Origin of the sequence: Acinetobacter sp. MD2(2019) (genome assembly GCF_035615615.1) — a bacterium.
Classification (GTDB): Bacteria; Pseudomonadota; Gammaproteobacteria; order Pseudomonadales; family Moraxellaceae; genus Acinetobacter.
Genome location: NZ_VTDU01000024.1, coordinates 12,251 through 37,621 on the forward strand (window position 1 = coordinate 12,251; position 25,371 = coordinate 37,621).

Consider the following 25,371-nt stretch of genomic DNA (forward strand, 5'->3'; position numbering starts at 1 on the left):
ATACCTACGAAGATAAACTTTTAAGAGTAGATTATTAATAATACAGCCAAATAAATTATTTATTGTTTTTGCAACAGCAATATACAGCGCTTAGAAAAACCACTACAATTTCAATAGGATTTTTCGCCCTCTTAATTTGCTTGAACGCTTAGTGTTTAACAATATGAATAAATTTTCTTCTTATCATCGTGTTTTCCGTTCTTTATCCGTGCTGGCGCTGTGTGTCGGCTTGGTTGCGTGCGGCGAAAATTCATTATTTTCAAAAGATGACGATGAAAAACACCTGACTGAAAAGCAGATCAACCGGCTCATTCCCCCTCATGTTCGCGATCGAGCATCGTGGGCGAAAGACATGAACAGCATTATGGACGATCTTAAAATTGAGAAGAATAAACAAAACGTCTGTAGTATTGTGGCCATTGTGGATCAGGAATCTAATTTTGTTGCCAATCCTCAAGTACCCGGATTAGGGCAAAAAGCGGTGGCAGCAGTCAATAGCCGACTGCAAGAAAAATTCACAGATAAATTAGGCGACACATTAGGCACTCCAATTGCGCACTACTTTGAACAGGTTTTAAAAACTCAACCGAGTCCTGAAAATAGTTATTTAAAACAAATGGCTAAAGTAAAAACTGAGCAAGATTTAGATGTTTTATATCGTCAGATTTTCGACTACATGTCTAAACATTATCATGTAAGCGCTCTGACGGGTGCAGCCAAATTAGTCGGTACCGATATTGGCGAACGTATGAACCCTGTAACCACTTTAGGTTCTATGCAAGTCTTGGTTCACTATGCACAAGATCACCAAAAAGACCGTATGAACGTGAATGAATTACGCGACTATTTGTATACACAATATGGCGGATTATATTACGGCATCCATCGTTTAATGATGTATCAAGCCGATTATGACAAGCCAATTTACCGATTTGCCGATTATAATTCCGGCATGTATTCAAGCCGGAATGCCTCTGTTCAAAAAGCAATTAATACTTTAGCGGGAACCAACTTGTCTTTAGATGGTGATTTATTGCTTTACGATAAAAATGAAGATGTGCAAGCAGTCCAAAGCGATTCTGAGCTAGGTTTAATTAAATTATTTACTCAAAATAAAGTCATTATTACACCGCGCCAATTGCGTAGCGATTTGAAGCAAGAAAAAACGATTGATTTTGAAAAAACACAAACCTACCTTACCCTGCTTAAGCTTTATAAGGCCAAAGTTGGAAAAGATTTACCTTATGCAGTTATGCCACAAGTGATTATTTCTGGACCAAAACTGAGCCGCGACTACAATACCAATTGGTATGCCAGTCGTGTGAATGGTCGCTTTGAAAGCTGTATGCATCGTGGTCGAAAAATCAAATCATGACACAATCTTTAGCTTTATTTGATTTTGATGGCACGCTGTATTTAGATGATAGCTTTACGCAGTTTATCTTTTACACCTTGTCTAAACGGCACATTGTTCGTAAAGGCATTAAGATATTACCTTGGATTCAGGCTTATTATGCCAAGCTGTATCCGGCAGATGCCATGCGGCAAAAACTGTATCAGCAGATGTTCGAGCATCAAAAATATAATGAGATCCAAAATTTAGCCCAACAATATAGCCAACTTTTGTTAAAGAAGCTCAATCCGGTATTGTTGGCACAATTGCGACAACATCAACAACTTGGTCATCAAGTTGTCATTGTTTCGGCTTCGCTAGATCTGTACCTCAAGCCTTTAAGTGATTTACTGCAAGTCGAGTTAATTTGTACCGAAACAGCGCATCATAACCATCGTTTAACCGGCGAATATCAAACGCCCGATTGTAGTCTAGAGCAAAAACGGCTTCGAATTGAACAGAAATTTCAGCTTGAACAATTCTCGCACATTTATGCTTATGGCAATAGCCATGAAGATTTGGCAATGCTCGGCCTCGCAAATCATCCATTTATGGTCGGTCAAGATAAAACATTGCCTAAATTATCGTAGTGCATAAAAAGAGAGCTTCAATCGCTCTCTTTTTTATTTGCATCTAGTTTAGTGGACATTTGGATATCGACTTAATTCTCCCAAAGATAACCCACGTACACTTTCTGGATGAAATTGTATTTTTAGCACATGTTTTTCCGCTTGAATCATATATGAGCGAATCAATGGAAGTACGCCACGTTCAGTATGAACTTGATATTCATCCGCAATATTTAAAATGCCTTCTAGATTCACCGAACTTGAAGCCCGATCATCACCAAAAACATCATGCTCGATACTTTGTAAGTTAAATTCAGTATCTGTTTCAGGATGCTTGCGCAGATAACCTTCTAAAAATTGTACAAGACGGTGTGCAAAGAAAAAATAATTCGGTTGATGGGTAAATTCCATATTCATATTTGACTCTCCTTCATCACTATATTTTTTATAGGTGGTGTTTATTAAATTAATAATTAAAGCTTAAATTTATCTTAAAATAATTATTAATTAACATTAATTATCGCAATATGATTATTTTAATATTTTTCAATTCTCACTTTAATTATTCATTTTTATGCATAATTTGCTAAAAATCTAGATTTAAACGATTTCTGGTTTTAAATTTCTACTTATAGTTATGCTTAGGCTATTTTGATGGCAAGCCCATTTCCAAAGGGTTAAATATCTCGCAGTTTAAAATAATTACTTGTCATAAACAGCAATGGGCAAAACAAATCTACTCAATTTTAGACCGGTTTTGCCCATGGTTTAATTTTGCATGTGGTCATGGTCCATCGGTTGCCCGATGTATCATGACTTTATTTGCTTTAGTTTTGACCTTGGCAATTTTGAACCATATTTAGTTTTGGATTAAGCACTTGGGTTTGAATATCAAGTAATCCTAAAACGGTTGGGAACAAATTGTCTTGGCTGACTGCAGACTTCTGTTGCTGGCTTAAACAGCTACGCAATGCGGTTTGTTGTGGCCATTGCTGCGAGAACCAGAAAATCATTGGAATATGCGTTTGCTCTTTGGGTGCCATCATATACGGCGCACCATGCAAATACATACCGCTCTCACCTGTAGATTCACCATGATCTGACATATACATCATGCCTGTTGCAATCGGTAGCTGTTTCAAGTCTTGGATTAATGTTGCCAATATATGATCGGTATACACAATGGTATTGTCATACGTGTTGATTAAGCTGTTATGGTCACAGTTCTGAATATTATTGGTATCACAAGTTGGCGTGAACTTCTTAAATTCCTCAGGATAGCGCTTGTAGTATGCAGGTCCGTGGCTACCCACTTGATGCAATACAATCAATTGATTTTGTTTAAGCTGTTTCAGATCTAATGTTTTTAGATAATCACGTAATGCTTCTAACAGTACCTGATCTTTACATTCGCCATCTTCACACCATTGCTTGTAGCGCGCATCATCTTTTGGTGAAATATACGTTTGAATGCGATCACACGCGCCTTTACAACCAGAGTTATTGTCAATCCAAGTGACTTTATACCCTGCTCGTTGCACAATATCCAATAACCCTTCGCGATGTGCAGCCAAGCCTTCATCGTAATCGTGTCGTGGCATACCCGAGAACATGCATGGAACTGAAACCGAGGTTTGTGTCCCACATGAAGATGCGTTACTAAAATTAATAATATCTAACTTTGAAAGTTCAGGATTGGTTAATTTTGGATAGCCATTTAAGCTAAAGTTTTGTGCGCGAGCCGTTTCACCCACCACCACAACCAAAATTTTAGGTTGCTTCGATGCTGCGTTGACAACCATATGCGCATCTTCACCATAACGCACCAATGGTTGTTGCTTTTTATTATGATGGAATTGCGTTTTGATGTAACTTAAACCACCAGAAAGCACGTTCAGTGGGGTAATTTTCGATTTTAATTCTCGGTGTTCGCGGAAAATCGGCGCATATTCACCATAAAAACTAAATAACACACCAGACATACACACCAATGCCAGGACTAAAGTAATTAACTTGGTAAAGATAGTACGTTTAAACGTTGCAGGTTTAATCTTCAAGAAAAAGAGAATAATCAACGGTAAGATGACCATTCCGATAAACCACAGCACAAACGGCGCTGCCGTAATTAAGTCTAAAGTTTCATGTAAATCGGTTTGCGCCACATTTTCCATTTGGGTGCGGTTAATTTCTGCGCCCAATTGATTGACAAAGTATGCAGCCCCACCACCTAGAAAAATTAGAACGGCGCTGAGTACTTTTGCTGTGTGCTTCCAATTGATGAGTTGCAATACAAAAAAATAAAACCCAGCCAATAATACAAAAGTTGCGAAAACAAAAAGATAACTCAAAGCGCCTGTATATGAGCCTAATTCAGAAACTTTTTTAAAGAAACTAATATTGAGCCCAGCTGCAAGCCAACAGGCAATCAATAAATTAAACTGCGTTAGGGAGATATCTATTTTTTTCAAAGAAGATAGGATTTGCATGTGTTTTTTCATCATCCAAACAATATGTGCGCATTAAATCATCTTTAAATTAAGCATTTATTAACCAAATAAATACTTTATAAATCAACAAAATAATAAAAAATTAGTGGTATATATGTAATATAATAACACTAAGTCCGTATAATAACTGACATCTTGTTTGAACTAAAGCATGATTTCAATATTAAATTACAAATCTAATATGTATAACAATCCATCATTTTTCACTGTTCAGGTCACTAAAAAATATGTCTAAAACCTTTGTGCTTGCGCCTGATTCATTTAAAGAAAGTATGTCTGCCATAGACGCTTGCCATGCAATGCGAACAGGAATTGAAAAAATTTATCCTGATGCACGTTTTATTTATAAACCCATGGCCGATGGCGGTGAAGGCACTATTGATGCCCTCTTATTTGCGCTGCAAGGTGAAAAAGTAGCGGTGACGGTCACTGGGCCATTGTCGCATCAACGTATCGATACATATTTTGGCTTAATTGATGAAAAGCAAACGGCGATTATTGAAATGGCGAAAGCCAATGGGATTGATCTGCTCTTACCAGAACAAAGAAACCCTTTGCTGACCACAACGCTCGGTACAGGTGAATTAATTAAAGCGGCGCTAGATCATGGGGTAAAGAAAATTATTATTGGTTTAGGTGGCAGCGTCACCAATGATGGCGGAGTGGGCATGGCATACGCCTTAGGCGTACGTTTTTATGACCAACATGGTAAAAACATCACCTTTGGTGGTGGATCACTCCATCAAATTGATAAAATTGATGTTTCTGGCTTAGATACGCGTTTACAACATACCGAAATTTTAATCGCCTGTGATGTAAATAATCCGTTGATTGGGAAAAATGGTGCAAGTTATGTATTTGCGCCACAAAAAGGCGCTAATGCAGACATGGTTGAGTTATTGGAAGCCAATATGCAGCATTATGCCAATTGTTTAAGCAATCATTTTAAGCAAAATTTTCACAATATTGCTGGTGCAGGCGCAGCCGGTGGCTTAAGCACAGGTTTATTGGCGTTTACGAATGCACAAATTTCTGCAGGTGCAAAAACCATTATTCAAGAAATTGAATTAGAAGCCGCAATTGCACAAGCCGATTATGTATTTACGGGCGAAGGTGGCATAGACTTTCAAACGCAATTTGGCAAAACCCCTTTAGCTGTTTCGCAATTAGCGCAGCGCTATCAAAAACCGGTATTTGCCTGCGCCGGTTATATCGGCGCCGAGATTGATCACCTGTATCAACACGGCTTTAGTGCCATTTTTGGAATACTAGATAAAAGTTGCGACCTTGAAACAGCCTGTCAGAATGGCGCTAAAAATTTAGAGCGAACATGTGAAAATATCGCACGTGTGCTGAAACAAATCCATTAGTCGAGTAACGCAGCTACAGGTTGAGATAAATACTGCGCGTATTGGGCTAAGTCGACATTACCGCCGGTTAAGATAATACCGACACGCTTGCCTCGTATTTCATTTGCCCATTGTGATAGTACCGCTAAACCTAAGCATGCCGTCGGTTCGACCACAATTTTCATGGTTTGAGCAAAAAATTGTAGCGACTGAACTAAAGCTGAATCTGAAACGGTTGCAATTTGATGTACATGCTGCTGAATAATTGGAAAGGTCAACTGACCTAAATGTTGCGTTTGTGCGCCATCTGCAATGGTATTGGGTGTATCAATATGAATAATACGGCCTGCGTGTAGTGACTGCTGAGCATCATTACCCAGTTCAGGTTCTACGCCAATGACTTTGCACTGCGGTAACAACGCTTGTGCCGCCAATAAACTGCCAGACAATAAGCCACCACCGCCTAATCCAACAAATAAGAAATCTAAATGTCCAACATCGGCAATTAACTCTTTGGCTACTGTACCTTGTCCTGCAATAATATCGGCATGGTCGTAGGCGGGAATAAGTATTCGTCCCTGCTCGAGTGCAAGTTGACTGGCTATTTGTTCGCGGTTTTGTGTGTAGCGATTATAAAAGACAATATTTGCGCCATAGGCTTGAGTTGCCGAAATTTTAATTGTTGGCGCATCTTCGGGCATAACAATGGTTGCAGAAATATTTAATAGCTTTGCAGCAAGTGCAATACCCTGAGCATGATTGCCAGATGAAAAAGCAATCACGCCCTGTTTTCTTTGTGCTGCATTGAGTTTGCTTAGCGCGTTGAAAGCTCCTCGAAACTTAAAAGATCCTGTACGTTGTAAATTTTCACATTTAAAGAAAATCTCGGCTGAAAACTTCTGATTCAGTCGATGCGACTGCAATACTGCTGTGCGATGTACTACACCGTTAATACGCTGCTCGGCATCTACAACATCTTCAAAAGAAGGCAAGCATGTTGTCGCGTTGGTATCCATTGAACACTCCTGTAATACACGCTAACTGAAGCACTAAATATCTTTAATATATGAATAGACAGTAGTACGGGAAATACCTAACACACTGGCAATGGTATCAATAGAATGCCTTAATTCTAAAAAGCCTTCAGCTTTTAGAACATGTACCAATTCACGGCGGTCTGTGGTTTTTAATGCCTGAACGGTACTGGCTTTTTGTGCTGCAAAGAGTTCAATTCGCTGTCTTAAACCTTCAATGTTGCGAGGATCTAAACATTCTAGTTCGTCATTGACTTGGAACGATGCAAATTGTCCGAGCATGTTTTGTACTGCGGAAAAAACCGATAAATCCACATTCAAACATAATGCTGCTACATATTCACCGGCTTCATTTTTTATGCCAATTGAGGTACTTTTTACTGACCGACCATCTTTAAATTGATTTTTATAGTTAGAAATAATTTGCGGATAATCGGGGTTATTAATACGTTTATATCCAAGTTCGGTGGCAGAACCACCATATTGTCGACCCGACAAATTATTATAAATATTATGAATAGCATGTTCAGGATTACTTAAATCGTGCACAACCACTTCACAAAATGGGCTAAATGTTTGACTTAAACCTTCGCCTATTTTACTGAGCTGCTCTAACAGATGCTGTTGTGAAATCATCTTTTCTGACATTAATGGGGCTAACGCTCTAAAATCAATTATTTATAATTTTAACTATTTTTAGGGTTTGAATATATGGCTTTCTACACTAGAACAACTTTTTGCGTTAAAACGCAGCTATTTAGCACGTTCTAACTTGGTTAATAATGTTGGCCTGTTATATACAGACCAACACAGCATTAAATATTTAACAACTTACCACTTCATTTCGCCGGTATTCACTTTCGCACTAAACTCTAACGTACCTTCTTCAGCCAAATGTGGATATTTTGCTTTCATTACAGCAATGACTGCCGCAGAACCCGTATTGGTTTTTAAGGTGTTTTCAAAATCAGCTAAATATTGATGTGTGAAGTCAATCGCTGCAACACCTTTAGGCATCTCACCTAAATAGTGACCTGGAATAACGGTTTTAGGATGTAACTTTTTCATTTTGGTCAAGGTTTTTGACCATTCTGCACGCGCCTCTTTGGTTTGGGTATCTGCTGTCCATAAGTAAATACCTGAACTCACCCCTACACCACCTAAAAGAACTCGGTCTTTTGGCACCCATAAATAAGCTGCGTATGATTTGGTATCTTTAAATTGAATGCTGTGATCTTCCAATTTAAGCGTTTTTAACGTGGTCGCTTTTGGCACATAAAGCTCGGTTGGTGCGCCATCTTTTAAAATTGGTCCCCAATATGCAATTTTTGCCGCTTTGGTTTGCTCGATATGATCTACAACTTTAGGGGTTGCAATAATTTTGGCTTTTGGAAACGCTTTTACAATGGGTTGTAAACCAAAATAATAATCTGGGTCACCTGCGGTAATCACAATATACTTTAACTGCTTACCACTTTTTTGAATCATATTCACCAATTGTTCGCCATCTTTTACACTTGCCTGTGCATCGACTAGAACGGCATCGTGCTTACCTGTAATTAAGGTTGATGAAACAGGAAACAATCCTTTTTCTTGAGGATTATAAGTTTGATAGCTTAATGGCACAGCAAATGCGGTGGTCGTCAGTACGCTTAAAGCGGTAAAAAGTATTTGTTTTTTCATTATGGCGCTCCATTTTTGGTCGATTTTTGATTACACTCGTTGGTGTAGCGGTTGCTAACACATCGTCGTGAATTGCTAGATGATTTTTATCTTATTACCAAAACTAACTTTAAGTAAGTACTTACCAAAAAGTAAGCTTGCTTAAAAGTCTGAATTTTATCCAACTGAATAAAAACAATATCATCTTATATATTTTTTTAAAATGTTTAATGTCTGTAGATATTGACCTACTTTTTCCTTATACCGAAATTTGCATAACAACTTGTATAAAATTTTTATTTTCAGATGGATATCGACTTTTTTAATGCATATCAATTTTGTCTATGCTGAATATCAGAAAAAAGATGGCGCTTTTGTAAGAAATTTATTCAATTCTTTCAGGTTTTACTAGTTCTAAATCGACATAAGAGGTAACATATTGCGTCTTTAGAATTACTGTGATAGGACTTTCATGCGCGAGTACGCTGTTTTTACTTCAGAATCTGTAAGCGAAGGTCATCCAGATAAAATGGCTGACCAAATCAGCGATGCTATTTTGGATGCCATTTTAAAAGAAGACACTTATGCACGTGTTGCTTGTGAAACATTAGTAAAAACAGGTGCTGTTGTACTTGCAGGTGAAATCACAACAACCGCGAATGTTGATGTTGAAGCAATTGTTCGTCAAACCGTCAATGGAATTGGTTATCACCATTCCGATTTAGGTTTTGATGGTTCAACCTGTGCAGTCATTAACATGATTGGTAAGCAATCTCCTGAAATTGCACAAGGTGTAGATCGTCAAAAACCTGAAGATCAAGGTGCGGGCGACCAAGGCTTAATGTTTGGTTATGCAAGCCGTGAAACTGATGTTTTAATGCCTGCGCCAATTTCTTATGCACACCGATTAATGGAACGCCAAGCGCAGTTACGCCGTTCGGGTGCTTTGCCTTGGTTACGTCCCGATGCAAAAAGCCAAGTGACGTTTGCCTACGAAAATGGCATGCCTGTTCGCTTAGATGCCGTGGTTTTATCCACCCAGCACGACCCTGAAATAACCCAATCTCAGCTTAAAGAAGCCGTGATTGAAGAAATTATTAAACCGGTTATTCCAAGCGAAATGTTCCATGCAGCAACCAAATTTCACATTAACCCAACGGGAATGTTTGTGATTGGTGGCCCAGTGGGTGACTGTGGTTTAACTGGCCGTAAAATTATTGTAGATACTTATGGTGGTATGGCACGTCACGGTGGCGGTGCATTCTCTGGCAAAGATCCATCGAAAGTTGACCGTTCAGCGGCTTATGCTGGTCGTTATGTGGCTAAAAATATTGTTGCGGCAGGCTTGGCAGATAAATGTGAAATCCAAGTCAGTTATGCAATTGGTGTTGCAGAGCCAACCTCTATTTCAATTAATACCTTTAACACCGGTAAAATTGATGATGAACTGATTATTGCCCTTGTGCGTGAACATTTTGATTTACGTCCATTTGGTATTACTCGTATGCTCAATCTTTTACAGCCAATGTATAAGCAAACTGCTGCTTATGGACATTTTGGTCGTGAAGGTTCAGACACCGCATTTACATGGGAAAAAACCGACAAAGTCGATGCGTTGCGTCACGCAAGCGGACTATAATTTTTCCAGATTTAAAAGCCTGCACATGTGTGGGCTTTTTTTATGTACGTTATTCTGAAGGTTTAGTTTTTTCAGTTACATGAAATAAATCTGAAATGACTTTTTGAGGTTCTTCATCATTTTGTTGTAAATAAATTTTTCCGCCAATTATCCCAACCGCCATCACCAAGCAAGTCACAATACAAAAAAACCAAAAGCCAAATGGGCTACGAATTGAATGTGAGCCACATTCTGGGCAAGAGGTATCGGTTGAAGATACAACCGTGTTACAGCACGCACAACGATATTGATACATTTCATTTCTCCTTTTTTGCAATTAGAGCGATGAATGGGTGAATAAATCCTCTGTTATTTAGATTAAGAATTGGTGATAATTTAGTCAATATTTTTTACATAATTAGTCTGGGATATTGAAATATTAACTGCATGTTTTCCACAATTTTTATGCTGACTGATTATCGGCAAATGAAACCATTACACACATGAACTACTCACTGAAAAGAAGATGTACGAATCGCTATTCTTTGATAAAATTAAAGCATTGATGATTGAGAATGTGGCTATGGAAAAATTAATTATAAAAGGTGGTTTTAGAGAGCGTGCCAATCGCTATAAAAAATACCAACAGTCAGAGAATCAGCAAACCAAATTAGAAAACCACACTTACCGCAAATCTACTGAAAAAAATGTTACACCGGATAACCAAGTGTGTAATGAAAAAACTGAATAAATATTGGCTACACTGTTAAAATTAAGCTTGGCAATTATCCACATAAATAACAAACTAAATTCAGTACACGAATGCTTCAAAGTAATAATTTACATAAAAAAATCCGACTTAAATACATAAATGAATGACATTGTCATTACAATCAACCACAAAAGTATAAAATAAAACGAAAAACACAAAGCCATTGAAATAATTAGAATAAAAAAACACCTCACTGAATGTTTTCATTAAGCAAGGTGTTTTTTAGCAAGTGTGGGTTTAAAAATTAAAGCTAACTGATAAAGTTGCAGTACGTGGTGAACCTAAAAACAGATAGTCATCACCTAAATAACCACCGGCATCACGCCAATATTTCTTATTCAATAAATTATCTACATTTAAACGCAGCACAGTTTCATGATTAGACCATTTAAAGTTATAAGCTGCGCCTGCATCAAAAATTGTATAACCTGGCACACTCACTGTACCCGTTTTATTGGCATATTTGCGCGCACTATATTGTAAACCACCCAATACACGTAAGCCCTCTACAGCAGGTATTTCATAAGACAGATGCGTAGCGGCTTTAAATACCGGTACATTTTGACTTTGGTGACCAGTCAATGCATTGGTGCCAATGCCAACTAAACGCGCCTGCGTCCACGATGCCGATGACATCACTGCCAAATGCGAGGTTAAATCGCCACTCACCGCAAGCTCAACACCTCGGTTACGCTGTTTTCCTTGCTGAACAAAATCTCTTGCATCATTAATATATTGGTTATCTTGAGTGAGCTGATAAACCGCTGCAGTAATGAAAAAGTTCTGAAGCTGTTGTTTTACACCAATTTCATATTGTTCCGATTGAATTGGTGCAAGAACTTGATACGCATTATTGGCATTCCACGGTGCTTGTCCACCATCGGCTAAACCTTTGGCATAAGATGCGTAAAAATGGGTATTTTCAAAAGGATGATACATCACTGCAGCTTGAGGCAAGAATTTATCCATTTGAGTATGACGACTCTCAGAACCTTCAGCGTTATACGCTTTTTCGTTTACATGCAGCCATTTTCCACCAACTAAGGTAGACCACTGTGCATTCAACTGAATTAAATCTTGTAAACTGAATGCCGTTTGTTGGTTGTCTAAAGCTTTATAATAGGCACCTAAACTACCTTTAGGTTGAAGATAATCGTTCGTCGGACTATAAATATTTCCCGTCATCGGGTTCTTATTTAGGTCTAAATTATTATTGATCCCTTCATATTGTTTCTGGGTTTTCTGCGTTTGACTTAAACTCATAGTCACACGATGTTCAAGCTTCCCCGTCGAGAAATAACCACTGACATTGGCTTTCATTTGATCGGTACGGCGTCTATCATTTGGTTGTTCATAATCGTAAATATCATACGAACCATCGGCATAGAAACCATAAGGAAAGGCAGAATAGTCATCAATTTTTACTTGGCTATGCGAAGCCGTTAAACTTGCAGACCAATCCTCATTAAACTGATAATTATATTTTAAACTGCTGTTTAAACTGTTGATTGTGACCGGCTTGCTCCAACTTTGGTAACCGAGCGCCCGATCCCATGTGGTATCTGAAGGCACGGTTTGATTATCTAATAATTGGTATCCCGCCACAGACCGCTGTTTCTGACGCTGTGACTCTAAATCAAACTGAAGTTGTGAATGGTCTGAAATGGTCCAATCGAGTGCGACCGAACCGAAAGTTCGCTCGCCATTGCTATGCTCGACATAAGGGCGCAATGCTTCTTGTGCCAAATTCACCCGATAACCAAACTGTTTTTGTTGCCCCAAAAATCCACCAATATCGGTTGAAATACTGCGATTTCCTTCGCTGTTGATATCAAATCCAACCTCATTAACGTCTTTCGGTCTTTTGGTCACATAATTGATCACACCGGCAGGTGTCGACATATCGCTTTGAATTGCAGAAATGCCTTTTAAAATTTCGACTTGTTCTTTGTTTTCTAAGGCAACGTTTTGCTCACCGCGAATCGGCTGACCATTAATTAAATAGCTCGATGCCTGATTCAGTGAAAATCCTCTGGCAACAAAATTTGGATAATAGCCAACGGGAGCATAACCATCGCCCACAGATGCATCATTTTTAACCACATCCGTCAGCAATTTTGCATGTTGATCTGCCATACGTTCTGCTGTAACAACAGAAACAGACGCTGGCGTATTCAGCGATTTTAGCCCTAAGCCAATGATATTTATATTATTTGAAGCATATCGAGAGTTTAATTCATTATTGGCATGAACTGTGATGGTCGATAGCAGCGCTTCATCTTGTGCATGTGCCGATGTTGCGATTGCAATAATAGAAACTAAGATAGACTGATACAGCGTGTGATATTGAAAATGCGCACGATTCATTGCAGTAAAGTCAATAAAAAGAAAGCATATTAAAAGCTTCATTCCAATAAAGCCATAGCAATCTTTATCTATTTTTAGATATTATTTAAGCAAAATATCTTGAATGAGCCGTGCTAATTTTTGTTTAAACTGCTGCCCTTGTACACGGAAAAACCATGCGGTATGTGCAATTAACCAATCCTGATATGCCGCATCTGCATGAGATAAATTGTGTGTAATCGCAACAAAATATTCTAATTCAGACATGGCAAAATCGACATGCACAATTGTGAGTAAGTCTGGCACAATATCGAAGTGTTCAAATGTTTGCATATTGGCCGCATAACCGCGAAGAAATTGCTCTAAACCAACATAATCAATTTGAATGTCATTGCTATTTTTAAGTGCTAACCAATCGATAAAATTACGTTCTATGGTAATGGCAAAATCATAAACCTTACTGGTTCGATCGCATAAACCAAAGTCAATCACTGCTGCAATTTTTGCGGTTTGGTCTTCGGCATCCCAAAGTAAATTCGATGCATGTAAATCGTTATGCGTCCATATTTTCTGGCAGGCTTGTAATGGTTGAACAATTTTTTGATGTATTTGACCTAACTGTAACAATAAGGTTGAATCGAGTGTTTTATCTTTAAAATAATCGCTTAATGCACGACTCGATTCGATTCTTGTTTGTAATGCAGGAACAAGATAGTCACTTTCTAAAAGCTGTTGCGTTGAAACCAAATATCTGGCTGTCCGCCCAACCACAACGTCATAATCCTGTGCGGCAAGATGCAAATTTGCCAACATCGCACCGGTTTGCCAAGCATGTTCGGCATATAAAAAGGGTTTCCACGATGGTGTATCTGCATAGACATCGACAGATGGGCTGTAACGATGTATTTCATAGGCCCAATCGTCCAGTTCTATCGCACTCATGCCAGTATTGGCAATTAAAATTTCAGGAACGCGCAGTTGTTTTTTCGAAAGATGCGAAATAAACAAATGTTCTTGCATTAAATCTTGCGCAGAACGAAAAGAACGGTGACTCCGCTTCACAAAAAAAGTCTGATTTTCAACGCGAATTAAAGCTGCGGATGAAAAAGGACGAGGACTATTCCATGTAATATCGATTGCGCCGTGTAATTGAGGATAGTAAAACTGCAAACGTTGAATATCTGCTGTGTTTAGATTTTCCCAATCTTTGGTTTCTAGCTCGCCATCCATACCATGACCTAAGCTGGTTTCTGTGCTGAGCATCCACTTTTCCAGTATTTTGTCTAGCTGCTATTTTAAAATAGAAATGCTGTTTAAAAATGGTTTAAACGATATTTTTGCTTTAAACACAATAAAAAAACCTGATTTACAAGAAATCAGGTCATTCAACATACTTTTTGATGTTTTTATCGAGATATTTTCGCTACTAAAGTCTTTCACCATATGTATTTTGGTGAAACTTAATGATTAAAACATCTCGAAATTTAAAGGTTATTCACCTTTTTCTAAATATTGTAATTTATCTGCCTTACCGTTCCACTCTTCGCGGTCTGCAGGTTGATCGCCAATTTGAGTAATGTTTGGCCATTTTTCTGCAAGTTCAGCATTGAGTTCAATAAAGACTTCTTGCCCTTCTGGTAATTCATCTTCCGAGAAAATTGCATTTGCTGGACATTCAGGTTCACACAATGCACAGTCAATACATTCGTCTGGATTAATCACCAAAAAGTTTGGACCTTCATAGAAACAATCTACTGGGCAAACTTCAACACAGTCTTGATATTTACATTTAATACAATTTTCAGTGACAACAAAGGTCATGGCGACAGCTACCTAAAAAAACATGTTTTCATTTAATTGGCATATTGTAGGCAAAAATGGTACTAACAAACAATTCCTTTTATTGATATTAGTTATATGAAAATCGGAATAAATACCAAATTTCATTAAATTATTGTTTTTATTTACTTTATTACTATTTATTTTTTATACTTAGCAAAATTTTAGCAAAATTCTAACAAAACCATTTTTAGAAATTTAAAGCAAATTGACCATATTGACAATGATTATTAATACCCTATTAAACCTAACTCATAAAATTTCGAGTGAATAAACATTCAATTTATAGTGCTGACTTAGTACAAAATTATTACGGCAAAATAAATTTGAATTCATGTGCAAATAGCTTGTACTATATTTGCTCAAATACATATCCAAACACGCCGAGTTGCGTAGGAGCTAATTATGTCCAAGAAGTTACCAATCTACTTCTCTGACGATGCCTGGTCATCGCTACAATCTATAATGGGTGCCGATGGCAAGCCCAGCCCAACAATCAATACTATTCTTGAGCTGATTAGCCAACAAAATATATTGGCTAATACACTGAAAATTGTCCCGATCGTTCCTCAATCAAAAGTTAACATTCCTGTTTCACTAGAACGAATTCCTGCTGGACCTGCTTTCGGTACCAAAGACGAGCAAGATAAAGCGCTCGACTTAAACGACTTCCTGATTCATAACCCAATATCGACCTTTATGGCCTATGTCGATAGCGAATCTATGCTTGGTGCTGGTTTTGAGGTGAATGATCCAATTATTGTCGATCGCAGTATTGAAGCCAAGCACTATGATATTGTTGTCGCACTAATCGATAATAAAGATTCCACCATCAAACGTTTAATGATCACTAGTAAGATGTCAAAGTCTGAAATTAAAGAAATCTTTGGTGATGAAAATTATTCGCTCCCCAATATTTGGCTGAAGGCCGAGAATCCCGAATATCAACATATTATTCCTGCAGATGACCAGACTATCTCAGTTTGGGGTGTTATCACTTTCAACTTAAAGCGTATCTATCACCGCGCATAAGTCATAAGAAGAACTAAAAATGAAAAGTGAAAATCAAATATTTGCGTTAGTGGACGTGAATAACTGCTACGTGTCTTGTGAGCGCGTATTTAATCCTTCCTTAAATAATAAACCTGTTATTGTTTTGAGCAATAACGATGGGTGTGCTGTAGCACGCAGCCAAGAAGCCAAAGACCTTGGTGTAAAAATGGCTGTACCGTTATTTCAGATAAAAGACCTGGTTCAGAAATACAATATCCAAGTGCTTTCGAGTAACTATGGATTGTATGGTGAAATGTCAAAGAGATTTATGACATTGCTAGGACAGTACGTTGCACCCGACGAACAAGAGATCTACTCAATTGATGAATGCTTTTTAAGGCTCACAGCCTATTCTGAGTTATTTGATTTAACTGAATACGCCCGCCAAATGAAAGATCAAGCATGGCAATGGTTAGGCTTACCCTGCTGTGTTGGTATTGGTCGATCTAAAACTGAAGCTAAGATTGCTAATCACCTGGCAAAGAAGAACAAATTTTTTAACGGCGTTTGTAATCTAGTAGATATGGATCCATGTTCTGCTGAAGCTTTACTAGCCCAAACAGATGTTAGTGAAGTTTGGGGTGTTGGTCGTCAAATTAGTAAAAAACTTAATACTATGGGCATTACATCAGTCCTCGACCTTATTAATTCCAATTCCCAAGAAATCCGTAAGAACTTCAGCGTGGTGATGGAGAAAACCATGCAGGAGCTACAAGGTATTTCGTGTATTGATATCGAGACAGATAATGTTGCCAAAAAACAAATTATCAGTAGCCGATCGTATGGCAATCCTGTTTGTGATATTGAAGACATCAAATCATCTATACGCCTATATGTGTCGCGTGCTGTAAAACGGATGCGAGAAGATGAATCAATTTGCAAAATGATTGGGGTCTATATAAAAACAAACCGATTTGATAAATCCGAGCTGTACTCACCTTATATTGTGATGCAGATGCATGATCATACCGACGATTTACTCGAGATTACACGTGCAGCAATAAAAGGTATTGATCAAATTTACAAACAAGGCTTCAAATACAAGAAAGCCGGTATTGTGTTGCTGGACATCATTGATAAATCGAAATATTTACCTGACCTGTTTTGCGACATTGCTCATAGGAACGACCGCGAGAATCTATCTAATACTATTGATGCTGTATCTAATCGCTTTGGAAAAAACTCACTGACATTAGGTATTGTAAATAATCAGATTCAGCCTTGGCAAATGACTCAAAATTTAAAATCACCCTCTTATTTAACAAGTTGGCCAGACCTATTCAGAGTGAGATAAAGACCATGCATATATTTAAATTATCAGACAAACAAGTTACGCAAATGCTTATTCCTAAGCGTTTCGTGCCGCCCACTCCGCCTGAGTTGGTAGGTATAAATATGGAATATATTTTTGATAGTGAGGACAAGTTTGAATTAACTTATGATGAACTTGTTGAGATTGTCAGTAAAGCCCGCATGGCTGGACCTAAGTTGGTTCCGGTTATGGGTACTGTCAAGTGAGGTGGAAATTACTTAGTTGCCAATGGGTTGCTGGGTGTTAAGTAAAAATTTAGTCAATACTAATATTTCGCTAAGGGGAACAAAAGTGGAATTCATAAAAAACGAATTTGAAATATTCTGTCTTACAGCAAGAAGGCACCCGAAGATTATTTATCTGCCAATTATCTTTTTTATATTCTGCTTATTTATGCTTAATTTTTTAGATCGTAATCTTGCAAACTATTTAAATAGTACACCAGTAGAAAATCGCATAGATATTTCACAGATTTTTAAGCCGATCGTTATAGAAGTGCACGAGAGAATTAGAAATAAAATTGTTCATAAGTATATGTGCTTTGGTGTTTTATTCCTATTTATCTATGGATATCTTAAAAATAGAAAGAAAGTTTTACGGTATTTTTAAATATAATTAAAATAAAAAGGTATTACCTATTGAAAAAGGTATTACCTTTTGATATTGTTACTACATCAAGACGAGATCGGCTCTCTTGTAAAAAACAAACCAAGTCGCTACTCATAGAGAAAGCGCAGGAGATAAAAAATGAAAGCATTATTTACTGAATTGAACGGTGAAACAGTTCGCTTAGTTGTTAAATTAAACAACTTGTCTACTGGAACTTTAACTTACGGTGACTTTCAAGGTTTTGCACACAAAGCTGGTTCTAAACTTCGCAATGTTCAATTTGTTGACGAGTTCAACAATAACATGGGTCGTGACGGGAACCTCGAGCTAATCAAAGATATTCAGGTTTTTGATGGCGAGTTCAAATCCGTTCTTAAAATTATTGATGTTGACTTTGTTGAAGAAGCGATGACTTTTGTGGTTGAGATTCAAGACAAGCGCATCGTGCAAGTTCAATTTGACCGCAACACAAACCGCTTAGATGCCAACTTTAACACTCATACAGCTCATATCGACAAAGAAAACGATTACGATTACGACCTGAATGAGCTTGAAGAAGCATTATTCACGGACTGGATTCGCACATGCAAACAAATTCAAGATGTTGTTGATCAACTCGATGCTGAATATAACTAACAATACTTAAGCCCGCTTCGGTGGGCAACTTTTTTAGGATAAACAAAATGGCAAAACGCACATCTTTCCACATTACAGAGCAATCCGAAAAGATTGTTGCTGAAAATGGTGATCAAGCCAAGCGTATTAACTTCCTAATTGCTGTAGCTGATGCTCTCCAGGAATCTCCTGTGCTTAGCTACGGCGAATGGATGGTTGTTTGCGCTGCTGCGAATGGTTTTGACACAAAATACAGCGCGGGACTAGATTCAATTCTTTATAGTTTTGCTACTGGTATTCCATACGCTGCTATTTTTGGCGATGAATTTGATGCAATTGACAAAAAGGATGTTGCTCAAAAGTTCTATGCTTTGCCAAAGAATCAGCAAGTTTTTGCATTCGAATTAGCTCGTAAATTTTGGCTGCCAAAAGACAAACCTGTTTCTTCATATCTAGATTGGTTGCAAGAAAATGGCGCAAACATTAAATAAGAAAGAACCGCGAACTTTTGAGGTTATATTTTTTGAGTTCTTTAATATGTGGAGTCCATCAGTTGTGCCAAGAAGCAGGTATAACATGGTCAGCACTTATGAGTCATACATTCACAACTACCTAGGTGATCTGACACTTGCAGAGATTGACCATTTTATAGTTTTGCAGCCAATTCGTGTTTTGGAAATGCAAAACAAGACGAGAACATCTGTTCGTGTTAGACAGATTATTGCACGCGTATTTGATTATGCGTTTTATCTTGGTGAGTGTAGCCACAACCCAATGAATATTGTGCTAAAAGTAACGCGAAAGCACACTCAAAAACGATACCCTTTCGTTGATCCCATTTATTTGCCTGATTTTTTCAGGCAGATACAGTCTAAAAATTTAGATAAATGTCATCTTATCGCATTATTTTGTATAGTTTTCACAGCTTCGAGGTCAGGCGAGGTTTTTGGAATGCAATGGAATGAATTGGATTTTAATTCAAGAATATGGAGAATTCCTGCGGCGAGAACAAAGACAAGGATTGATCATGAAGTCTTCATGTGCACTCAACTTGTTGATCTGTTGGAAGGTTGGAGAGCAGAGTGCCCATCAGAATACTATGTTTTCCCTTCTAGATATGTGTGTAAAAATGGTGAGCCTATCACAGGGGCAAGCTTAAGACATGCAATCCTAAGGACGAAATTTGCAAGAAAGCAAACGCTCCATGGGTTTAGGCATATCTTTTCTACGTACTGTTACGAATCAAACCTTTGGCGAGATGATGCAATTGAGCTATGTATTGCCCATAACCCAATGAGCAATAACTATAAATTCTCAAAACGCTTCTACAATCACGCTAAATACAAAGAAGAAAAAGCCCGACTTATGCAGTGGTACGGTGATGTTGTAGAAGGGTGGATTTTTGCTTGCGACAATGAAATCATTCCTATTTAACCCCTCAATCGAGGGGTTTTTTATTTCCAGGCCAACTCTCACTCAATTTTTCTTTATCAATTCGCTCTGCATCAGCGTATCCTGCCATTTTTGAATATTCTGTGACGCAGCTTTCGAGTACGTCACTTGCTGTATTTGAGTATTCAATGATGGTTTCTTTGTTAACTGTGGGCATAAGTGAGCTAAATCAAACAGCAAATCAGAATCCACCCTCGTTATTGTCTGATATTCAAAATGCCACGACCGCAGAAGCATTAGATGCACTGGAAGCAACTGCATACAAGCGTAATCCTGAAATTGTACCCACTCTTTTGGACGAAATTAAAAAGAAACGTGCAGCTCTAAATTCACAACAAGAAGGTGATGCCGCATGAAATTTAGTTACTCGTCGCAAAGTCGTAAACTTATCGTCTACGGCGGAAAAATGGAACACCACTTTGAAATTGTAAACGCATCTGAAATTGATGATTTTTCGGAGAATGAATAATGACTTGTTTGATCAAAGTTTCTGAGTTCATTAAACGTGTTTATGGTGAAGAAGATTCCACACCTCCAACACCACAAACGATTACGCGTTCATGTCGATTAGGTGAATTACCTGCTCGACAAATAAAACGCACTTGGTACATCGACTGGGAAAGCTATCAACGCAGAACAGGTGATGATTTAGTCGATAAAGTACTTATGCAGCGATAAACCATGGCACGACCTCGTATTAATAAAAACAGAGATTTGCCTGCAAATCTTTATAGAAACGGTAGCGGATGGCGCTACCGACATCCTGTTACCGGTCTATTCACTAGCATTGGTACCGATAAACAAAAAGCGATCAATGCTGCTAGAAAACTTAATGACTTATTAATCCCCAATAACAATCTAATCACAAAAGTGATTGGTGAAGGGATGACTTTCACAGAAGTTGCAGATGATTACCTTGCACAGAAAACCAAGAAAAATGGAAAACCATTATCTTCAACCACTATAAATGGATATACCTGTGCGATAAATAAAGGAAAAAAATTATGGGCTAAAATGCCACTCGATAACATTACCTTATTAATGGTTAGTCAGTTACTAGATAGTATGTCAGTTAGCGCAAGTAATCACTGTAGGATAGTTCTAATCGGCCTGTTTGACTATGCGGTTAGCAAAGGATTGTGTCCTGATAATCCAGTAACTAAAACCCTGTCTAAAGGATACGTTAAAGCACGCAAGCGCCACACGATTGATGGACTGATAAAAATACGCAGTGCCTCACCATTTTGGCTGCAAAATGCCATAGACCTTGCCATGCTCACCGCCCAACGGCGTAGTGACATTTTAAAAATGAAATGGTCAGATATTAGAGATGGCTATTTGCATGTGGTTCAGCAAAAAACTACCGAAGAATCTGATGATGAATTTGAAACTTTAGAAGGTGCGGGCTATATCCGAATTAAAATTACACCAGAACTGCAAAGCATTTTAGATCGCTGCAATGACGGTGTAGAAAGCCCGTTTATTATCCATAGAGTTCCAGATCCACGCGGGCGGCACAGTTCTGGCACCAGAGAGCATCCAACCCAGGTAGATTTGAAGTATTTAACCTATGTCTTCAAAAATGTATCAAATGAGTCAGGAGCATACCCTAAGTATTCAACATCTCAAATGCCAACATTCCATGAGATACGAGCTTTAGCATTATTTTTACACAAGAAAGAAAATAAGTCTGGGCAAAAAATTGCAGGCCACAGTACGTCAAGAATGACTGAACATTACGAGTCTGGACACGATATTATTTGGAATGATGCTACACCTGGAATATTATTACCCTATTCATTAACTTGACTTAAATGACTTAGTAAATTATAGCAAAACTGTTTACTAAGTCATTGTTTTCTTTACTTTCAATTTGTTCAAAATTTTCAACGCTGTTTAAATTTAAAAATACAAATTATCATTAAATAACAATAATTTATGCAATTTAATCCATATTAGTTATATGAAAATCGGAATAAATTTAAAAATAGATTAAGTGGTTGTTTTTATTTATTTTATACCTATCTATTTTTTACCCACCACAAAACTATCGCAAAACTATTTTTGGCATTTTGCATAAAATTGACCGAATTGACAATGATTATTAATACACTAGTGCTTCAATCTCATGAATATTGAGTAGATAAACGTTGATATTAATGACGTGAATTTGATGGAAAATAAAAACCGCCCGAAGGCGATTTTTATCTAACTTCTAAATCTTTATGTTTCCAAGAGCGATTACGATGGTATGAGAAACTCATGCTATCACTTTCAAGAGTTCTTTCTTGATGGTTAAGTTTTTCAATCATTTCCATTAGAGCACCACCGCCATGGGCTTGCTCTTTATATAATGCCCTTAATAAAAGTTCAGCAGATTTTGTTATTTTACCTCGATCACTCTCCCAATTACGGACTGTTGACTCATCGACTTGTAAAATTCCTGCTAAATTTTTTTGTGAAAGATTTAACTCTTTGCGTAAAAAACGGATTTCTTCACCATTAAGTTCTGGTTTTTCATTAATCAAGTATAGACCGATTGTTTTATGGAGCTCATTTACAGATGCAATTGATACCAATTCACCATAAGCTTCATCATGCTCAATTTCAAAACCATCAATAAGCCAAACATTGCTTAAACCACACTCTTCATAGTGATACATAACTGTGCCTATTCTTTAAATGTAGTAACAACAATAGAAAAGTCCCCATTTTCACAGACCTTAATTACAACAGTTGTTGTAATTATCTCGCCTGCTGTACGCACTGATACATTCAACTTACAATCACCACGAGTATCTGCATATGGGCCTTCTATAATATCTCCATGCTCAAAACAACAAATAATTTGCTTAAGCGAGATATTGCGCTCTTTCATTCTTTCTCTTGCGTGTGCTGAGAGTTTAATTTTTCTAGTGTCTTTTGCAATTTCCCTAAGCTTACGCTTAGCTTCAATTTCGGTTAAACACATACATGGACACTTTGAAAATTAGTGGAGTGAATTGCGCATAACCGCTAATTATTAGCGGTATGTGCGGACTATATTATATTAAGAATATTCGGTCAATTAGTTTTCGTCACCATATCTAGCGTAATATGGCTAGCTCTTTACTGATTAACTGCGTTAAATGTTATCGTTTTACATAAAAACCCACTCAAAAGTGGGTTTGTTTGGTGATAAAAAGCACCTCTAGTTACTTTATTCTAGGGTCTGTTGAGAATTACCTAGAGTTAATTACACTTGCACAGAGCGAAATCATTGCAGAGAAACTACTATCCGTTTTATCACTACGCATCGCAATCCGTTTAAATTCTTTTAATTTGCAAAAGTAATTCTCGATCAGATGCCGCCATTTGTACATCTCTTTATCAAAGTCACGCTGAGTTTTCCGATTTAATTTGGGTGGAATAACCGCTGTTACATTCTTATCATTTAATTCTTTAAGCAACCAATCGGCATCAAAAGCTTTATCTCCCAATAAAGCTTGAAAATCTACATTTTCAATTAATGGTTTAACTTCAACTGAGTCATGTTGTTGCCCAGGCATTAAACGAAATTTAATCAAGTTCCCTAAACCATCAACCAAAGCTAAGATTTTAGTGGTCATTCCTCCACGAGATTTACCTATCGCTTGATTATAGGTCCCCCTTTTGCACCTTGACCATGGCGATGAACTCTTACAATCGTGCCATCAATCATGGCATATTCCAAATCAATATCATCATTGACTGCTGCAAAGATTTTTTCAAATACACCTGCTTTTACCCAATCACGATATCGTTTAAAAACAGTATTCCACTTACCAAATTCTGGAGGTAAGTCTCGCCATGGACTGCCTGTGCGGGCAATCCATAGCACTGCTTTAATAAATAAACGGTTATTGGTGCCACTACGTCCACGATCTGTGCTTTTACCCAAACAGTGTTGTGACATTTTTTCCCATTGGGAATCAGTGAGTATGTATCTATCCATCTAAATATTTTCATCTTTTTTAAATAAATAGAATCAATTCTCAACAGACCTTAGTATTACACAACATTTTATGCTGATTACGATAAAATAACCACCTTATAATTACTCGAATATATAACTGAATACCAAAAACTCAAGACATAGGCTTTACTGTAAAAAACTGATTTTATCAACCTTTAGGTGTATTGGTGTCTTAAGTAGTCAGCTATAGTCCATGCTTGATTAGACTCTATCGCTAAACAGAAGTAAGATATCATTTACCTCTGCTTTAAACCAACGGAGGGCGTTAAGAAGCAATCAACCACTTATTATTTTCGTCCAAACATATGCTTATCTAAACCTCACACGAATGTCATTTTTCTCTTGGTTAGGAAAAACGAGAGTCTTTCTTACTAGATCTCTTGCATAAATCAAAAAACGACCAACCTTATGATCATTTTTTACTCTCTTTGGTCGCCAAATTTAGCTATAATCTTTGCATGAAATACATCCATGTTAAAACATTGTCTGAAAGCCAATTTAAGCGTCTAGTCGGCGTAAAAATCTCAACTTTCTCAGAAATGCTTGATATCTTAAAAGAAGCTCAAAAGATCTCTGGGCGAGGTCGCCCATCTCGCCTGCCCCTTGAAGATCAATTGCTCATGGCCTTAAGTTATTGGCGTGAATATAGAACACTTTTCCACACAGCAATGAGCTACGGTGTTCATGAATCTAGCGCGTCTAGAATCATCACTAAAATTGAAAATATTCTCATAAAATCAAAGAAGTTTCATTTACCTAAGAAATTACCACAAGGACAAGGAATTGATTGGGAGGTGATCGTTGTTGATGCCACTGAAATGACGATAGAGCGTCCCAAAAAAACAAAAGAAATTTTATAGTGGAAAGAAAAAGCGTCATACGATTAAAGCACAGCTAATGGTTCACTATGTATAGCTAAAAATATAAAGTTTGCTACACTATAAAAAAACCTACTAGCTGCTGTTATGCCTAAGCCATATTCCAATGATCTTCGCCACAAAGCTCTGAGCTACTACAAAGAATGCCAGAATAAATCTAAAACTTGTATCATTTTTAAGATCGCAAGAACCACTCTAGATCTATGGATCAAACTTGAAAAGCATCAGGGCAATGCAAATAGACCTCATCCAGACAAAGCAGGTCGACCCTATAAAATTAAAGACTTACAAGCGTTCAAAAGCTTTGTTGAAACAACAGCATTTTCACAGGCTAAAGATCTAGTGCCATTATTTGAACAAACATTTGGT

Annotated in this window: 28 protein-coding genes; 16 read left to right on the forward strand and 12 right to left on the reverse strand. The window is 37.5% G+C overall.

Annotation, left to right across the window (positions count from 1 at the left end):
* The first annotated feature begins 163 nt into the window (after positions 1-163).
* Both I2F62_RS11165 and I2F62_RS11170 read left to right on the forward strand, forming a co-directional pair.
* Positions 164-1,375, forward strand: a complete 1,212-nt coding sequence (locus tag I2F62_RS11165) for a DUF1615 family protein (protein ID WP_324627083.1) — start codon at positions 164-166, stop codon at positions 1,373-1,375.
* On the forward strand, positions 1,342-1,983 hold the full coding sequence (locus I2F62_RS11170; RefSeq protein WP_324627108.1) for an HAD-IB family hydrolase: 642 nt from the start codon (positions 1,342-1,344) through the stop codon (positions 1,981-1,983). The genes I2F62_RS11165 and I2F62_RS11170 overlap by 34 nt, the downstream gene beginning before the upstream one ends.
* Before the next feature lie 48 nt (positions 1,984-2,031).
* Here I2F62_RS11170 and I2F62_RS11175 read toward each other — a convergent pair whose 3' ends face one another.
* The gene (locus I2F62_RS11175; RefSeq protein ID WP_324627084.1) at positions 2,032-2,379 is read right to left on the reverse strand and encodes a hypothetical protein; all 348 of its coding nucleotides are present in this window, start codon (positions 2,377-2,379) and stop codon (positions 2,032-2,034) included.
* A 410-nt stretch (positions 2,380-2,789) separates the two neighbouring features.
* Positions 2,790-4,448: a phosphoethanolamine--lipid A transferase gene (locus I2F62_RS11180; RefSeq protein ID WP_324627085.1), complete on the reverse strand. Its 1,659-nt coding sequence runs from the start codon at positions 4,446-4,448 to the stop codon at positions 2,790-2,792.
* Between the two features lie 248 nt (positions 4,449-4,696).
* Between I2F62_RS11180 and I2F62_RS11185 the strand changes: the two genes are divergently transcribed.
* Positions 4,697-5,839, forward strand: a complete 1,143-nt coding sequence (locus I2F62_RS11185; protein ID WP_324627086.1) for a glycerate kinase — start codon at positions 4,697-4,699, stop codon at positions 5,837-5,839.
* Here the strand turns inward: I2F62_RS11185 and I2F62_RS11190 are convergent.
* The 3 genes from I2F62_RS11190 to I2F62_RS11200 all read right to left on the reverse strand — a co-directional run bounded on the left by I2F62_RS11190 (position 5,836) and on the right by I2F62_RS11200 (position 8,535).
* Positions 5,836-6,834 carry a threo-3-hydroxy-L-aspartate ammonia-lyase gene (locus I2F62_RS11190; protein ID WP_324627087.1) on the reverse strand — a complete coding sequence of 333 codons (999 nt, stop codon included), beginning with the start codon at positions 6,832-6,834 and terminating at the stop codon, positions 5,836-5,838. The genes I2F62_RS11185 and I2F62_RS11190 overlap by 4 nt on opposite strands.
* A gap of 33 nt (positions 6,835-6,867) precedes the next feature.
* On the reverse strand, positions 6,868-7,500 hold the full coding sequence (locus I2F62_RS11195; protein WP_324627088.1) for a helix-turn-helix transcriptional regulator: 633 nt from the start codon (positions 7,498-7,500) through the stop codon (positions 6,868-6,870).
* 183 nt (positions 7,501-7,683) lie between these two features.
* The gene (locus tag I2F62_RS11200; RefSeq protein WP_324627089.1) at positions 7,684-8,535 is read right to left on the reverse strand and encodes a Vmh family MBL fold metallo-hydrolase; all 852 of its coding nucleotides are present in this window, start codon (positions 8,533-8,535) and stop codon (positions 7,684-7,686) included.
* Between the two features lie 451 nt (positions 8,536-8,986).
* On the opposite strand from I2F62_RS11200, the gene metK reads away from it, so the two are divergent.
* Positions 8,987-10,153 carry a methionine adenosyltransferase gene (gene metK, locus I2F62_RS11205; RefSeq protein ID WP_324627090.1) on the forward strand — a complete coding sequence of 389 codons (1,167 nt, stop codon included), beginning with the start codon at positions 8,987-8,989 and terminating at the stop codon, positions 10,151-10,153.
* Positions 10,154-10,202: 49 nt separating this feature from the next.
* On the opposite strand, the gene I2F62_RS11210 is transcribed toward metK, so the two are convergent.
* Positions 10,203-10,448, reverse strand: coding sequence for a hypothetical protein (locus I2F62_RS11210; RefSeq protein ID WP_324627091.1), 246 nt, complete (start codon positions 10,446-10,448; stop codon positions 10,203-10,205).
* Positions 10,449-10,715: 267 nt separating this feature from the next.
* Here I2F62_RS11210 and I2F62_RS11215 point away from each other — a divergent pair, with 267 nt between their 5' ends.
* The gene (locus I2F62_RS11215; protein ID WP_324627092.1) at positions 10,716-10,883 is read left to right on the forward strand and encodes a hypothetical protein; all 168 of its coding nucleotides are present in this window, start codon (positions 10,716-10,718) and stop codon (positions 10,881-10,883) included.
* Between the two features lie 258 nt (positions 10,884-11,141).
* Here I2F62_RS11215 and I2F62_RS11220 read toward each other — a convergent pair whose 3' ends face one another.
* The 3 genes from I2F62_RS11220 to fdxA form a co-directional block, all read right to left on the reverse strand.
* Positions 11,142-13,271 carry a TonB-dependent siderophore receptor gene (locus I2F62_RS11220; RefSeq protein ID WP_324627109.1) on the reverse strand — a complete coding sequence of 710 codons (2,130 nt, stop codon included), beginning with the start codon at positions 13,269-13,271 and terminating at the stop codon, positions 11,142-11,144.
* Between the two features lie 81 nt (positions 13,272-13,352).
* Complete coding sequence (locus I2F62_RS11225; RefSeq protein ID WP_324627093.1) at positions 13,353-14,513, reverse strand: phosphotransferase enzyme family protein; 1,161 nt, start codon at positions 14,511-14,513, stop codon at positions 13,353-13,355.
* 228 nt (positions 14,514-14,741) lie between these two features.
* Positions 14,742-15,071 (reverse strand): ferredoxin FdxA, encoded by a 330-nt coding sequence (gene fdxA / locus I2F62_RS11230; protein ID WP_324627094.1) that lies wholly within the window; start codon positions 15,069-15,071, stop codon positions 14,742-14,744.
* A gap of 423 nt (positions 15,072-15,494) precedes the next feature.
* On the opposite strand from fdxA, the gene I2F62_RS11235 reads away from it, so the two are divergent.
* The 9 genes from I2F62_RS11235 (at position 15,495) to I2F62_RS11275 (ending at position 21,939) form a co-directional block, all read left to right on the forward strand.
* Complete coding sequence (locus I2F62_RS11235; protein WP_324626057.1) at positions 15,495-16,121, forward strand: LexA family protein; 627 nt, start codon at positions 15,495-15,497, stop codon at positions 16,119-16,121.
* A 19-nt stretch (positions 16,122-16,140) separates the two neighbouring features.
* A complete protein-coding gene (locus I2F62_RS11240; protein WP_324627095.1) occupies positions 16,141-17,436 on the forward strand; it encodes a Y-family DNA polymerase in 1,296 nt (431 codons plus the stop codon).
* A gap of 5 nt (positions 17,437-17,441) precedes the next feature.
* On the forward strand, positions 17,442-17,660 hold the full coding sequence (locus tag I2F62_RS11245; protein WP_324627096.1) for a hypothetical protein: 219 nt from the start codon (positions 17,442-17,444) through the stop codon (positions 17,658-17,660).
* Between the two features lie 541 nt (positions 17,661-18,201).
* The gene (locus I2F62_RS11250) at positions 18,202-18,699 is read left to right on the forward strand and encodes a hypothetical protein (RefSeq protein WP_324627097.1); all 498 of its coding nucleotides are present in this window, start codon (positions 18,202-18,204) and stop codon (positions 18,697-18,699) included.
* Positions 18,700-18,746: 47 nt separating this feature from the next.
* Entirely contained in the window at positions 18,747-19,169 is a 423-nt protein-coding gene (locus I2F62_RS11255) for a hypothetical protein (RefSeq protein ID WP_324627098.1), read from the forward strand.
* Entirely contained in the window at positions 19,150-20,112 is a 963-nt protein-coding gene (locus tag I2F62_RS11260) for a site-specific integrase (RefSeq protein WP_324627099.1), read from the forward strand. The genes I2F62_RS11255 and I2F62_RS11260 overlap by 20 nt, the downstream gene beginning before the upstream one ends.
* 146 nt (positions 20,113-20,258) lie before the next feature.
* Positions 20,259-20,486 (forward strand): hypothetical protein, encoded by a 228-nt coding sequence (locus I2F62_RS11265; protein ID WP_324627100.1) that lies wholly within the window; start codon positions 20,259-20,261, stop codon positions 20,484-20,486.
* A gap of 112 nt (positions 20,487-20,598) precedes the next feature.
* Complete coding sequence (locus I2F62_RS11270; protein WP_324627101.1) at positions 20,599-20,808, forward strand: hypothetical protein; 210 nt, start codon at positions 20,599-20,601, stop codon at positions 20,806-20,808.
* A gap of 3 nt (positions 20,809-20,811) precedes the next feature.
* Positions 20,812-21,939, forward strand: coding sequence for a phage integrase Arm DNA-binding domain-containing protein (locus I2F62_RS11275; RefSeq protein WP_324627102.1), 1,128 nt, complete (start codon positions 20,812-20,814; stop codon positions 21,937-21,939).
* Between the two features lie 395 nt (positions 21,940-22,334).
* Here the strand turns inward: I2F62_RS11275 and I2F62_RS11280 are convergent, their stop codons facing one another.
* The 3 genes from I2F62_RS11280 to I2F62_RS11290 all read right to left on the reverse strand — a co-directional run bounded on the left by I2F62_RS11280 (position 22,335) and on the right by I2F62_RS11290 (position 24,103).
* Entirely contained in the window at positions 22,335-22,793 is a 459-nt protein-coding gene (locus I2F62_RS11280; RefSeq protein ID WP_324627103.1) for a helix-turn-helix domain-containing protein, read from the reverse strand.
* A gap of 8 nt (positions 22,794-22,801) precedes the next feature.
* On the reverse strand, positions 22,802-23,101 hold the full coding sequence (locus tag I2F62_RS11285; protein ID WP_324627104.1) for a DUF4258 domain-containing protein: 300 nt from the start codon (positions 23,099-23,101) through the stop codon (positions 22,802-22,804).
* 250 nt (positions 23,102-23,351) lie between these two features.
* Positions 23,352-24,103, reverse strand: a protein-coding gene (locus tag I2F62_RS11290; RefSeq protein ID WP_324627105.1) for an IS5 family transposase whose coding sequence is annotated in 2 segments (ribosomal slippage) — positions 23,352-23,773 and positions 23,773-24,103 — 753 coding nt in all. Because the reading frame shifts where the segments join, the coding sequence is not laid out codon by codon here.
* A 479-nt stretch (positions 24,104-24,582) separates the two neighbouring features.
* Between I2F62_RS11290 and I2F62_RS11295 the strand changes: the two genes are divergently transcribed.
* Together I2F62_RS11295 and I2F62_RS11300 are read left to right on the forward strand one after the other, a co-directional pair.
* Positions 24,583-24,984 (forward strand): transposase family protein, encoded by a 402-nt coding sequence (locus I2F62_RS11295; RefSeq protein WP_324627106.1) that lies wholly within the window; start codon positions 24,583-24,585, stop codon positions 24,982-24,984.
* Positions 24,985-25,089: 105 nt separating this feature from the next.
* A partial coding sequence (locus tag I2F62_RS11300) for a helix-turn-helix domain-containing protein (protein ID WP_324627107.1) occupies positions 25,090-25,371 on the forward strand: 282 nt, incomplete at its 3' end.